Source organism: Pseudomonas sp. R15(2017), from assembly GCF_002112685.1.
GTDB lineage: Bacteria > Pseudomonadota > Gammaproteobacteria > Pseudomonadales > Pseudomonadaceae > Aquipseudomonas > Aquipseudomonas glycinae.
Window position 1 is genome coordinate 349352 of sequence record NZ_NEII01000004.1, and the last position, 12792, is coordinate 362143.

At 60.7% G+C, this 12792-nt stretch carries 15 protein-coding genes; 4 read left to right on the top strand and 11 right to left on the bottom strand.

Annotated features, from left to right (window positions below):
- Positions 1 to 162: 162 nt before the first annotated feature.
- Positions 163 to 1236, bottom strand: a complete 1074-nt coding sequence (locus CAF77_RS11310) for a fatty acid desaturase (RefSeq protein ID WP_064382705.1) — start codon at positions 1234 to 1236, stop codon at positions 163 to 165.
- 100 nt (positions 1237 to 1336) lie between these two features.
- Here CAF77_RS11310 and CAF77_RS11315 point away from each other — a divergent pair, with 100 nt between their 5' ends.
- Positions 1337 to 2341, top strand: a complete 1005-nt coding sequence (locus CAF77_RS11315) for an AraC family transcriptional regulator (protein WP_064382704.1) — start codon at positions 1337 to 1339, stop codon at positions 2339 to 2341.
- A 15-nt stretch (positions 2342 to 2356) separates the two neighbouring features.
- Here CAF77_RS11315 and CAF77_RS11320 read toward each other — a convergent pair whose 3' ends face one another.
- The 4 genes from CAF77_RS11320 to CAF77_RS11335 all read right to left on the bottom strand — a co-directional run bounded on the left by CAF77_RS11320 (position 2357) and on the right by CAF77_RS11335 (position 5994).
- A complete protein-coding gene (locus CAF77_RS11320) occupies positions 2357 to 3580 on the bottom strand; it encodes a type II toxin-antitoxin system HipA family toxin (RefSeq protein WP_064382703.1) in 1224 nt (407 codons plus the stop codon).
- A complete protein-coding gene (locus CAF77_RS11325; protein WP_064382702.1) occupies positions 3573 to 3821 on the bottom strand; it encodes a helix-turn-helix domain-containing protein in 249 nt (82 codons plus the stop codon). The genes CAF77_RS11320 and CAF77_RS11325 overlap by 8 nt, the downstream gene beginning before the upstream one ends.
- Before the next feature lie 114 nt (positions 3822 to 3935).
- Complete coding sequence (locus CAF77_RS11330) at positions 3936 to 5324, bottom strand: heavy metal sensor histidine kinase (RefSeq protein ID WP_085654490.1); 1389 nt, start codon at positions 5322 to 5324, stop codon at positions 3936 to 3938.
- Entirely contained in the window at positions 5314 to 5994 is a 681-nt protein-coding gene (locus CAF77_RS11335; RefSeq protein ID WP_039772967.1) for a heavy metal response regulator transcription factor, read from the bottom strand. The genes CAF77_RS11330 and CAF77_RS11335 overlap by 11 nt, the downstream gene beginning before the upstream one ends.
- 136 nt (positions 5995 to 6130) lie before the next feature.
- On the opposite strand from CAF77_RS11335, the gene CAF77_RS11340 reads away from it, so the two are divergent.
- A complete protein-coding gene (locus CAF77_RS11340) occupies positions 6131 to 6613 on the top strand; it encodes a heme-binding protein (protein WP_064382700.1) in 483 nt (160 codons plus the stop codon).
- A gap of 16 nt (positions 6614 to 6629) precedes the next feature.
- Positions 6630 to 7040 (top strand): hydroxyisourate hydrolase, encoded by a 411-nt coding sequence (uraH, locus tag CAF77_RS11345; RefSeq protein ID WP_064382699.1) that lies wholly within the window; start codon positions 6630 to 6632, stop codon positions 7038 to 7040.
- 123 nt (positions 7041 to 7163) lie between these two features.
- Here uraH and CAF77_RS11350 read toward each other — a convergent pair whose 3' ends face one another.
- A complete protein-coding gene (locus CAF77_RS11350) occupies positions 7164 to 7847 on the bottom strand; it encodes a Crp/Fnr family transcriptional regulator (protein ID WP_064382698.1) in 684 nt (227 codons plus the stop codon).
- Between the two features lie 85 nt (positions 7848 to 7932).
- Between CAF77_RS11350 and CAF77_RS11355 the strand changes: the two genes are divergently transcribed.
- Positions 7933 to 8457: a DUF962 domain-containing protein gene (locus tag CAF77_RS11355; protein ID WP_064382697.1), complete on the top strand. Its 525-nt coding sequence runs from the start codon at positions 7933 to 7935 to the stop codon at positions 8455 to 8457.
- Positions 8458 to 8580: 123 nt separating this feature from the next.
- Here the strand turns inward: CAF77_RS11355 and CAF77_RS11360 are convergent, their stop codons facing one another.
- From CAF77_RS11360 to oscA, 5 genes are all read right to left on the bottom strand, one after another.
- Positions 8581 to 9570, bottom strand: a complete 990-nt coding sequence (locus tag CAF77_RS11360) for a sulfate/molybdate ABC transporter ATP-binding protein (protein ID WP_064382696.1) — start codon at positions 9568 to 9570, stop codon at positions 8581 to 8583.
- A gap of 3 nt (positions 9571 to 9573) precedes the next feature.
- Positions 9574 to 10446, bottom strand: a complete 873-nt coding sequence (gene cysW, locus CAF77_RS11365) for a sulfate ABC transporter permease subunit CysW (protein ID WP_011331905.1) — start codon at positions 10444 to 10446, stop codon at positions 9574 to 9576.
- A gap of 13 nt (positions 10447 to 10459) precedes the next feature.
- The gene (gene cysT, locus CAF77_RS11370; RefSeq protein WP_007952818.1) at positions 10460 to 11278 is read right to left on the bottom strand and encodes a sulfate ABC transporter permease subunit CysT; all 819 of its coding nucleotides are present in this window, start codon (positions 11276 to 11278) and stop codon (positions 10460 to 10462) included.
- 71 nt (positions 11279 to 11349) lie between these two features.
- Entirely contained in the window at positions 11350 to 12363 is a 1014-nt protein-coding gene (locus CAF77_RS11375) for a sulfate ABC transporter substrate-binding protein (RefSeq protein ID WP_064382695.1), read from the bottom strand.
- Positions 12364 to 12495: 132 nt separating this feature from the next.
- Entirely contained in the window at positions 12496 to 12678 is a 183-nt protein-coding gene (gene oscA / locus CAF77_RS11380; RefSeq protein ID WP_007952821.1) for a sulfur starvation response protein OscA, read from the bottom strand.
- Between the last annotated feature and the right edge of the window lie 114 nt (positions 12679 to 12792).

A 12792-nucleotide genomic window follows, 5' to 3' on the forward strand; every position in this document is an offset into this window, starting at 1 on the left:
CGAGGTGTCTTTCGCTATACATCGACCTGAGAAACCGAGTTGATTGTGGATTCGGTAAAGCACTTTCAAGTCGGTGTATCTCCCGAATATCCCCCAATCAGTCCCCTCTCCCCCCGGGAGAGGGTTAGGGTGAGGGCTGGATCTCCAGCCGAAAACACAAAGTCAGTTCACCTCGATCGCCTTACCCGCCAACCCTTCATTCTCCTTGCGAACAAACCTGTTCGCCCGCCCGAACGTCCCGAAATCGTTGAACCGAACCCCCATCTCCCGCATCACCTTGTGCGCCACCGGCACCGTCAGCTGGCGGATGTAAAACGGCTCCTTCACCACAAAATGATGAATCCCGTGACTGCTGCCGAAGTTGAAGCAGAACGCCTGCAACGGCCACAGCCACCAAGGATTCAGCACCTGACATTGCTGAAGCACATTGCCCGGCTCGACATCCCCGTAGTAATGCATGTTCGAACTGATGAAGTGCAGGCAAAACGTGCGTAACACGTTCGGGCCAATGATCACCACGGCGGCGATATCGATCACTTGCATCACCGACAACGTGGTCGCCGACCATTCGATCGGCGAACCCATCAGGTAGGCGATGCCATTGGCCCCATGGAACCCGAGAAACACATACCACGCCCCCCAATGCACCAGCGCCAGCGGCGCGTAGACCTTCAGCGTGCGCTTGATGATGCTGAACTTGTGCGTCCAGGTCCTGGCCCGGAGCATGCGGATGAACGCTGACATCACGTTGTCGCCGACCATCAGCAACCGCGCGAAACCCCACGGTTCGCCGTTGGTGATTGCCCGTTCTTCCATATCGGTTTCAGTGCCGGACACCTTGTGATGATTGAGGTGCAAATGGCGGCGGATCCACGGGTTGATCGTGCTCGGCCGTGCCAGCCACACCAGGCCCATCATCAGGTTGTGCGGCACCCGCTGTTTGCGGAAATACATGCTGTGGATCAGGTCGTGTTCGAGCTCATGGGTCAGCGAGGCGAAAAACGCGTTGAGCAACAGGCACGCCCACCACGCCATGTGCCCGGTGATATAGAGCGCCGCCGAACCGATCATCCCGGCCAGGGCAAACGCCAGAATCCCCGCGCCGAGGGCGTCCTGATGGTTGAGAATCGGGTAGCGCTCGCGCAGCTCGACGCCTTTGGCAAGCACCACTTCGCGAATATGCGCTGATCGCTGGGCAGCATTGTGTCGCTGGGGACTTGCAGAAGTACGGTCCATGCTTCCATCCTCTGGTTATAGATGTTCGTATCCTGCCTCGCGCGGACTCCAAACGCGGTAGCCGAGAACGCCAACCTGTTGACCGGAAGCGCCAATCAGCATGAAGGAACCGACTTCTCTCGCCAGCTGGACCCGTGCCCTGCGCAAGCAACTCGACGCGCTGGGGCTGGACAGCACTGCCCTGTGTCAGCAGGCCGGGCTCGATCCGCAATTGATGGACGACCCGAATGCCCGCTATCCGTTGTCCGCGACCACACGTCTGTGGGAAATCGCGGTGCAGGTCAGCGGTGATCCGGCGATCGGTTTGCGGGTGTCGCGCTTCGTCAGCCCCACGACCTTTCACGCGCTGGGCTACGCATTGGTGGCCAGCGGCAGCCTGCGGGAAGTGTTCGAGCGGATCGTGCGTTATCACCAGGTGGTCAGCGACGCGCTGGAACTGGAGCTGACCCGCACCGAGGACCGCTATCGATTTCGCCTGAAGATCCCGGCCGAAAACCCGGCACCCGCCTTCGAAGCCATCGACGCCTTCGCCGCGATTTACGTGCGCACTTGCCGCAATCGCCTGGGCCGCGACTACGCGCCACTGGCGGTGTACCTGCGCCGCCCGGAACCGGCCGATGCGCATCAATGGCACAAGGTGTTCCGCTCGCCGGTGCACTTTTGCGCCGAAGAAGACCGCATCGAATTCGCCCTCACCGACTTTGACAGCCACCTCGACGACGCCAACCCGGAACTGGCCGAGCACAACGAAGCGGTGCTCAAACGCACCCTCGCCCAGCTCCAACCGCTTACCTGGGAGCGCAAGGTGCGCGACGCCATCGAAGAACAACTGCCCGAAGGCGAACCCAGCGCCGAACGCATCGCCCAGGCCCTGCACTTGAGCCTGCGCAGCCTGCAACGGCATCTGGCGGACGAGGGTTGCCGCTTCGACACCCTGCTGAATGAAAGCCGCGAAAACCTCGCGCTGCTGCACCTGCGCGATCCGCAATGCTCGCTGAGCGAGGTCAGTTATCTGTTGGGATTTGCCGACACCAGCAGTTTCAGTCGCGCGTTCAAACGCTGGACCGGGATGACGCCGGGGCAGTTTCGGGATCAGTTGCGCTGAGCGCAAATGGGTCGCTCAACCCTTGGTCAGACTGCGCTCAATCCCGGATTCCCACTGCTCGATCATTGCCGTACCTACCTCGGCGAACGACTGATGGGTTCGGCAATGCTCAAGCATTTCCGCCATCGCCGTCTGCATGCCATGAACAACCTGTTGCAGTAGTTCATTGCAGCGACCTTCAGTGAGATTGCATGCCGTACGACCGAAGCGGATGAGCGCCTTGTGCTTGGGCCATGCCTTCGACCCGCCCAACAGCAAGGCCAGGCTGTCGTTCCTGATGTAAACCGATGTGGTGATGATGTCGTAAGCCGGGGCCAGCCGGATCGAGGCCTGCGCGCCGCAATGGTCATACAGCACACCGAAGTTCTTCAGATGCGCATCGCCGTTTTTCAGTCCCGCCGACAGCGCCACGATCTTGAAAAAAGCTTCCCGCGCCTGACTCAATAGCGCAGGGGAAACAAAGGCTTTGATCTGTCGGGCAGCGCCTTCGTAAGAGCCATCGTATTTGGCTCTGGAAGGCCAGCCGTTGAGTACGCAAAAGTCCTCGAAACCCAGATAGCCGTGCTCAATCAGGTCAAAACGCTCGACCACCAAAAACCTGCCCTGCTCACTCAATTCAAACTTTGGCACTTCAAGTCCGCTAAGCGCTGCGGCGCGCATACAGAAGTACTCGTTGGTCGCCAGCTCGGGAAATTCTTCGGGACGGAAGGCTTTGACCAGATGTGTGGAGCCTCGGTGAGTCAGGCGATCAACTGCTGCCGCACTGTCGCGCACCAGAACTTTGGGCTGCACACCTGAAACACCGGAGTATTGGCCGTACTTCTGTAGCAAATCATCGAACAGTCCCTGGGCACCGTCGTGCACCAGAAGCTCGGCCAGTGATGTTTCGGGCTGACGTTCGGTTGCCGACTCACTGGTAATCGCCAGCCGTCCCAACTGATGCGGTCCGACGATTGCGAGCAAGGCGAAATCATCAAAACCGCGCACGGCCTTACTGAAGCGTCGAACCAGCTCATCGCGCAGCGCGCCTTCCGGCAGATTCATTTCGAAGACGGGATGAATGCCCCGCTCCCAGCCGTAGCTCTCCAGCCGGGTCGGCATTGTCAGCGACACTGCATTCTCGTCGATGGCGTCCTCGCGATAACTGAACACACTGTCCATGCCCGGCTGCCCTCGACCGAGCGTTCCAACCGGGCTATCAGCGACGGTGATGTGCAAGCGATCTGTCGGCTCAGTCATGGAAATTGGCCTTCTGCAACGCGTCGAGTGTCGGACGTTGTGCTCTCACGGGAATCGCTGTCAGCTCGTAGCCAAAGCCGTTGAGGATCGCCTCGACTTTGCGCAGACCAATTTCAGAAATCGTATTGTTTTCGATACCCGAAATGGTGGCGCGGCTCATGCCGTAACGTTGCGCCAACGCTTGCTGCGAGAGTTTTTGCGCTTTGCGCAGAGTTCTGATCAGTTCGCCCAACTGTTCCATGACACACCAGTGCATTATATGCAGTGCAATAAAGCGTAATTGAAATTATATGCATCGTATTCGATGCAAACTCAGGGCAAGTCTAGCTCATATAAAACGGCATGTGCGGGTCGATTAGCGACGGGTTACAAATCCAAGCTCAAAAACCGTACCCGTTGCACCACTGCTGACCCGCACCCGCCCCCCATGCAACTGCATGATCGACTGCACGATCGCCAGTCCCAAGCCGCCGGAATCTCCCGGCTCCGCACGGGATGGGTCGACGCGGTAGAAGCGGTCGAACAGTTTGCCCAGATGCTCATCCGCGATGACCGGGCCGAGGTTATGGACTTGCAGCCAGCACATGCCTGGTTCATCGAGCCGGCACAGGCTGATGACCGAGCCGGCATCAGCATGGCGTACGGCGTTGGCCAACAGGTTGCCCAACGCGCGTTGCAGCAGTTGCTGATCCGCCAGCAACTTTCCACTGAACGTGTTTGCCAGGCGAATTCCCCGGTCATCGGCCAGGGCTTCGAAGTAGTCGCACAACTCATCGCCGATTTCGTGCAGTTCCAGCGTGCGCAGATCGAGCGCTCGCTCAGCTTGCTCGGCGCGGGCGAGAAACATCAGGTTCTCGGCCATGCGCTTGAGCCGTTCGAATTCTTCCATGTTCGACGCCAGCACTTCCTGATACTCGGTGCTGCTGCGCGGGTGATTCAGTGCCTGACCATTGCTGGCGAGCAGGGTGTGCAGGGGCGTGCGAATTTCGTGGGCGAGGTCGGCGGAAAACTGTGAGAGGCGCTGGAAGCCGTCGTCCAGCCGCACCAGCATGCCGTTCAGCGCGTGTACCGGCTCCAGCAATTCCGCTGGCGTGCCGTCAGTGGGAACGCGTTGGTCGAGGCTGCGCAGGTCGATGCCGCGCAGTGCTTCACTCAGCTTGCGCAGAGGCCGCAAACCACGGCGCAACAGCAACAGGCCCAGCGTGAAGGCGAGCAACGCTCCGAGGCCGACGGCCAGATACAAGCGCAGGCGATAGCTGCCGAGCATCTGTTCGCGCTCGCTCAGCACCTTGCCGGCAATCACGGTCAGCGCTTCGCCGTTCGGCCCTTGGGCCTGACCTGACAACAGGGCCAGCTCGACACCGTCCGCCGCCTGCCAGGTCAGCACATCGCTGCGTTGCGGCGGTTGATCCCGGGGGATGGCCTGCACCGCAGGCAGTGCACGTTGGCGAGGATTGATCGTGATTACGTTCGAGCCGTCCGCGCGTTGCACCAGCAGCAGACTGTCGAGGTTGCCGAGCATGTTCTGGTACAACCGTGGCCGTGCCTGCAAGGCGTCGAGGCTGTCACTGTCGGCGAGCAGCGCGCGCACCTGTTCCAGGCGACCGAGCAACGCCATGTCGTCGCGCCAGGCGAGCTCAGAGGCCAGCGAGCGATACAGGAACACGCCAATCGCGCTGAGTACCAGCGCGCAGACGGCAGCGAACGCCAGAGCCAGGCGCCAGGCAATGGATCTAGCGCGCATCGTCGGGCGCTTCGAGTTGATAGCCGACCCCGCGCACGGTGTGGATCAGTTTGGGCATGTACGGATCATCGACTTTCGAACGCAAGCGGCGCACCGCGACTTCGACCATGTTGGTGTCGCTGTCGAAATTCAGGTTCCACACCTGCGAAGCGATCAGCGTTCGCGACAGCACTTCACCCTGGCGGCTGGCGAGCAGATGCAGCAGGGCGAATTCCTTGTTGGTCAGGGCGATGCGCTGGCCGCCCCGGCTGACCCGGCGGCGCAGCACGTCGATTTCCAGATCGGCGATGCTGTACGACTCGGCTTCGCGCATCGGCCCGCGTCGTAACAACGTGCGCACCCGCGCCAGCAATTCAGCGAAGGCGAACGGCTTGAGCAAATAGTCATCGGCCCCCAGTTCGAGGCCGCGCACGCGGTCTTCGATGGCATCCTTCGCCGTCAGGAACAACACCGGCGTGGCTCCGCGCTGACGGATCAGTTGCAGCAATTGCCAGCCGTTCAGACCCGGCAGCATCACGTCGAGGATGATCAGGTCATATTCCTGCTGCTCAATAAAGTAGCGACCGTCGAGGCCATTCAGCGCCACGTCCACGGCAAAACCCGACTCTCCCAGCCCTTTGGCAATGAAGTTCGCGGTTTTGGCTTCATCTTCTACGACCAGCAAACGCATGGCACACCTCGATTGATCAGAGTCACAGGCTAGGCCCCTTCGGCGACATTGCCCATTACAAACTTGTAATCCGACTGACGAGGTTTCGACGGGGACCGGCGGATAAGGTGATGGCCTTCGCTTTTGGAGCCTGCCCATGACCGTCAAATACTTGATTGCCAGCCTGACAATCGGCCTCAGCAGCGCTGCGTTTGCTGCGCCCGACCTGCCCCGTCACGCCGATCTCGATCTGAAAACCGCGCGGCTGCTGGCCGACGCGGCGCTGGAAAACTGCACCGCCACGGTGTCGGTGCTCGACCGTGGCGGCAATCTGCTGGTGACCTTGCGTGGCGACGGTATCGGCCCGCACAACACCGCCGCCAGCCAACGCAAGGCCTACACCGCGCTATCGACGAAAACCCCGACTCGATTGTTCGCCGAGCGCGCCCGCAACAACCCGGAAACCGCCAACCTCAACACGCTGGACGAGTTGCTGTTGCTCGGCGGTGGCCTCCCTTTGTTTGCCGGGAAAGAACTGGTCGGCGCCATGGGCGTGGCCGGTTCCGGTGGCGGTGAACAGGACGAAAGCTGCGCAACCAAGGCCGCAGAAATCGTCGGCCTGTCCATCATCCGTACTTGAACCCAGGAGCATCACCATGACCCCACTGCGCATGACTTTCACCGCGCTTGGCCTGAGCGCTTTTTCGAGCCTGGCGCTGGCCGCCGGCAACCCGCTGAGCGTACACGTACTCAATCTGGAAAACGGCCTGCCGTCGCCGGGCATCAACGTGACCCTGGAGCGCCATGTCGGCCAGGACTGGCAGCCGCTGGCGCAAGGCACCACCAATGAACAGGGGCGGATCGCCGACCTGTTCCCGGCGAACAAACCGTTCGAGGCGGGTGAATATCGGGTGGTATTCAAGACCGGCGAGTACTTCGAGAAGACCAAGCACGAGACGTTTTTTCCGGAGATTCCGGTGATCTTTAAAGTGAAGCAGACGGATCAGCACTATCACATTCCGTTGCTGCTCAGCCCGTATGGTTTCTCTACCTATCGCGGTTCGTAGGCCACGTACAATTCCCCTGTGGGAGCGGGCTTGCCCGCGATGGCGTCGTGTCAGTCAACATAGAAGACAACTGACCGACCTCAATCGCGGGCAAGCCCGCTCCCACAGGGACAGTGTTGAGCACTAAAGTGTGGCGAGCGCGCGCAATCGCACAGCGTCGAGGATTTCGATCTCGCCATAACTCAGTCCGATAATCCCCTGCCCCTGCAACTCCTTGAGGATCTGGTTGGTGGTCTGCCGCGACAGCGACAGCATCGACGCCAGCTGTTCCTGGGGCAGTTGCAGCACGCGGCGTGGCGGATCGAGTTCGCCGTAGCCTTCGGCGATCATCAGCAAGCGATGAGCCAGACGCGCCGGGGCCGGCAGCAGGCTCAGCTGTTCGAGATTGATGAAGGTCAGGCGCAGTTTGTGGCTCATCAACAGAGCGAGATGCCGCCAGTAGACGGGTTGCTCGTCGAGCATTTTCAGCAGCGTGGCCTGGGGAATGTTCAGCAAGGTGCAAGGCCCGACCGCGTAGGCATCGTGGGTGCGGGGCTGGCTGTCGAACAGGCAGATTTCGCCGAACCAGTGCGGCGCTTCCACCAGGCTCAGCAACGCCTCCTTGCCCTGCTCGCTGACCGCGCCGATACGCACCGCACCATCGAGCACCGCGTACAACCCGCACGGCGCATCACCGCGCTGAAACAACCTCTGCCCCGCCGACAGCCGCCGCTCCCTGGCCGCCGCCAGCAGACTATCCTGAAAGGACGAAGGCAGATGACTGAACCATTGCCCGGTCAGGAGGCGCTCGCGCCAGACCTTATCCATGCGTTCTCCTAAAGATTGTCGCCTGCCTGACAGAGCGAGCCGTGAACCCGGGGCATGATTCGATCACCCTACAGGAGGAACAACAATGAAAAGCCTCGTCGATCATTTGAGTCAATACGCCGCTTACCACCGTGACCCGCGCAACATCGCCAGCCACTTTATCGGGATTCCGCTGATTGTGGTGGCGGTGGCCGTGCTGTTGTCGCGGCCGGAATGGTCGGTGGGTGGATTGTGGATTTCCCCGGCGGTGATTGCCGCCCTTGCGTCGGCGTGGTTTTACCTGCGCCTGGAGCTGAAGCTCGGGGTGTTGATGACCGTGTTGATGGGGTTGTCGGTCTGGGCCGGGCATGTATTGGCGCAGCTGAGCACCATGGTCTGGCTCAGCAGCGGTCTTGCGATGTTTGTGATCGGCTGGGTGATCCAGTTTGTCGGGCACCACTATGAAGGGCGCAAACCGGCGTTTGTGGATGACTTGAGCGGGTTGATTGTCGGGCCGCTGTTTGTGGTGGCCGAACTGGCGTTCCTGCTCGGGATGCGCCAGGAGCTGAAAGAGCAGATCGAGGCGCGGGCGGGTGTGGTGCGGGTCAATCCAAATCGCGCGACTGTCTGAACCACAGGCTGATTCGCTCGTTCCCACGCTCTGCGTGGGAATGCATTCCGTGACGCTCTGCGTCACAGTGGACGGGGAGCGTCCATAGCGGCGTTCCCACGCTGAGCGTGGGAACGAGCGAGATCAAACGTTGGCGACTTTCTGCCAGACCTTCGGCTTGAAGAACAACGTCTCACCCTTCGCCAACCCGGTCAGGCTGTCGTGGTCTTTCACCACTTCCGCCTCGATCAGATCAGTCTGCCCCTCTACCTTCAACGTCACCCGCGTGGTCGCGCCCAACGGTCGGATGTCACGTACTTCAGCGGCGTGGTGATCCTCCAGCTCATGCCGCGACAGCGACACTTCGTGCGGGCGGAACAGCACGTGATTGTCATCGCCCAGATGCAGGCGGTTCGAATCGCCGAGGAAGTGATAGACGAAATCGCTGGCCGGATTTTCGTAGACGTCGCCCGGTGAGCCGATCTGCTCGATCACACCCTTGTTCATCACCACGATGCGATCGGCCACTTCCATCGCCTCTTCCTGGTCGTGGGTCACGAACACCGAGGTCAGGTTGATGTCTTCGTGCAGGCGCGCCAGCCAGCGGCGCAGCTCCTTACGCACCTTGGCGTCGAGGGCGCCGAACGGCTCGTCGAGCAGCAGCACTTTCGGCTCTACCGCCAAAGCGCGGGCCAGGGCGATCCGCTGACGCTGGCCGCCGGACAGTTGCTCCGGATAACGATCCGACAGCCAGTCCAGTTGCACCATGTTCAGCAGCTCGTGAACCTTGGTCGCGATCTGGCTTTCAGTCGGGCGCTGGTTTTTCGGCTTCATGCGCAGGCCGAACGCGACGTTGTCGAACACCGTCATGTGGCGGAACAGCGCGTAGTGCTGGAACACGAAACCGACGTTGCGATCCCGCACGTCGTGGCCGGACACGTCTTCGCCGTGGAACACGATGTTGCCGTTATCCGGGGTTTCCAGGCCGGCAATGATGCGCAGCAGGGTGGTCTTGCCGCACCCGGACGGGCCGAGCAATGCCACCAGTTCACCGCTGTGGATGTCCAGGCTGATGTTGTCCAGCGCCTTGAACGCATTGAAATTCTTGCTGACGTTACGCACTTCGATCGACATGAATTATTCCTCCGCGGCGCTGGCGCGCAGGCGGTTGATACGGTTTTCGCTCCACTGCTTGAGCAGCAGGATGAAGAGCGCCAGGATCAGCAACAGGCTCGCCACGGCGAACGCGGCCACGTGGTTGTATTCGTTGTAGAGGATCTCGACGTGCAGCGGCAAGGTGTTGGTCACCCCGCGAATGTGCCCGGAGACCACCGACACCGCACCGAACTCACCCATGGCCCGCGCGGTACACAGCACCACGCCATAGATCAGACCCCATTTGATGTTGGGGACGGTCACGTGCCAGAACATCTGCCAGCCATTGGCGCCGAGCAGGCGCGCGGCTTCCTCTTCCTGAGTGCCTTGTTCCTGCATCAGCGGGATCAGCTCACGGGCCACAAATGGCACGGTGACGAAGATCGTCGCCAGCACGATGCCCGGCAGGGCGAAGACGATCTGGATGTCGTGATCCTGTAGCCACGGCCCGAACAGGCCCTGGGCGCCGAACATCAACACGTAGACCAGACCGGCGATCACCGGCGATACCGAAAACGGCAGGTCGATCAGCGTCACCAGCATGCTCTTGCCGCGGAACGAGTATTTGCTCACGCACCACGCGGCGCTGACACCGAACACCAGGTTCAGCGGCACCGACACCAGCACCGCAATCACGGTGAGTTTCAGCGCCGACAAGGCATCCGGTTCAAAGATCGCAGTGAAGAATGCGCCGAGGCCGTTCTTCAATCCCTGCGACACCACGATGAACAGCGGCAGCAGCAGAAACAGGAAGAAAATCAACCAGCCGAGGCCGATCAGGATCCGCCGCGAAGTGGCGCTGCCACGGCGGGCGGCGTTGGCCGAGGACGCGGCCGCAATAGACGATTGGGACATGGTTCGCGCCTCCTTATGGGGTTTCGATGCGCCGCTGCAGCAAGTTGATCAGCAGCAACAGGACGAAGGAAACCACCAGCATCAACACGCCGATGGAGGTAGCGCCGGTGTAATCGTACTGGTCGAGCTTGACCATGATCAGCAGCGGCAGGATCTCGGTTTTCATCGGCATGTTGCCGGCGATGAAAATCACCGAACCGTACTCGCCAACGCCCCGGGCAAACGCCAGGGCAAAACCGGTCAGCCAGGCCGGCAACAGCGCCGGCAGCAGAATGTGACGGAACACCTGCAACGGTTTGGCACCCAGGCATGCCGCCGCTTCTTCGACTTCACGCGGGATGTCGGCCAGCACCGGCTGCACCGTGCGCACCACGAACGGCAGGGTCACGAAGGTCAGTGCCAGGGTGATCCCGAGCGGGGTGTAGGCGATCTTGAAACCGAGGTCGGCGGCGAACTGCCCGACCAGCCCGGTCGGCGTATACAGCGCCGTCAGGGCAATACCGGCCACGGCGGTCGGCAAGGCGAACGGCAGATCGATCATCGCGTCGATCACCTTGCGCCCCGGGAACGTGTAGCGCACCAGCACCCAGGCCAGCAACGTGCCGATGATGCCGTTGATGATCGCGGCGCACAGCGCAGTGCCGAAGCTCAGCTTCAGTGCTGCGAGCACGCGGGGCGCGGAGATGATCGTCCAGAACTGATCCCAGGTGAGTTGGGCGGCGTGGACGAACATCGCCGCCAGCGGGATAAGCACAATCAGGCTGAGGTACACCAAGGTGTAGCCCAGCGTCAGCCCGAAGCCGGGTATGACGGGGGAGATACGACGCGACATAAAAGTCCTTGGTTTGAGAACGCGCAAAGCCCCGACGGTTAAATCGGGGCTCGTTTATGACCTATTTCAGATTACTGCGCCTGATAGATCTGGTCGAACACGCCTCCGTCGTTGAAGAATTTCGGCTGCGCGGTTTTCCAGCCGCCGAAGTCCTTGTCGATGGTCACCAGCTCCAGTTTAGGGAATTGCTGGGCGTACTTCGCCGCCACGTCCTTGTCACGCGGACGGTAGAAATTCTTCGCTGCGATTTCCTGGCCGGCCGGGCTGTACAGGTGCTTGAGGTAGGCTTCGGCGATCTGCTCGTTGCCCTTCTTCTCGGCGTTCTTGTCGACCACGGCCACCGGTGGTTCGGCAAGGATCGACAGCGAAGGCACGACGATGTCGAACTTGTCTTTGCCGCCGTCTTCTTTCAGCGCCAGGAAGGCTTCGTTTTCCCAGGCCAGCAACACGTCACCCTGACCGTTGTTGACGAAGGTGATGGTCGAGCCACGGGCGCCGGTGTCCAGAACCGGTACATGTTTGAACAGGGTTTGTACGTATTCCTTGGCTTTGGCTTCGTTGCCGCCATTGGCTTTCAGGCCGTAGGCCCACGCGGCGAGGAAGTTCCAGCGCGCACCGCCGGAGGTTTTCGGGTTCGGGGTGATCACCGAGACGTCATTCTTGATCAGATCGCCCCAGTCCTTGATGCCTTTCGGGTTGCCCTTGCGCACCAGGAACACGATGGTCGAGGTGTAAGGAGTGCTGGCGTCCGGCAGACGCTTCTGCCAGTCGGCCGGCAGGGTCTTGCCGAGTTTGGCAATTTCGTCGATGTCGCCGGCCAGGGCCAGGGTCACGACGTCGGCGCGCAGACCGTCGATCACCGCGCGGCCCTGCTTGCCCGAACCGCCGTGGGATTGCTGGATCTTCACGGTGTCGCCGGCGTGCTCCGACTGCCAGTACTTCACGAACTCGGCGTTGTAATCCTGATACAGCTCGCGCGTCGGGTCATACGACACGTTGAGCAGTTCGTAATCCTTGGCAACCGCGGAACCGGCAAACACAGCACTGGTCAGGGCGGCCAAAGCGTAACGGCGAATCGACGACATGGTGAAAGCTCCTGGAATTCTTGGTGGTGGCTTTTTCTTATGGATTGCTGGAATCGGGTTGCTCGTTCAACGACCGCAGCCTGTGGCAGCTTCTGCCAACAGCTCCCCGCAGGAGCTGCCGCAGACTACGAATCAGGCCGGTTTGTTACCCGGTTGCTGCAGACGGAATTTCTCTTTGCGTTCGATCTGGACCACTTGGGCGTTATGCACAGTGATTTCCACCGCGCCGAAACGCAGGTCGCGCAAGGCGCTCTGGATTTCGCGCAAGATGGTGCTTTCGTCCTGACCGTCAACGCTACGCAGGGATGCGCTCATGGTGCTGCTCCTTTGTATGGGATATGCCTGGCAGTGGGCGGCACTGCGTTCGGCGTGGGAGCAATATAAGAGAGGCGCGGATATTCTTAAAAAGACTATTTAAGAATGTTTATA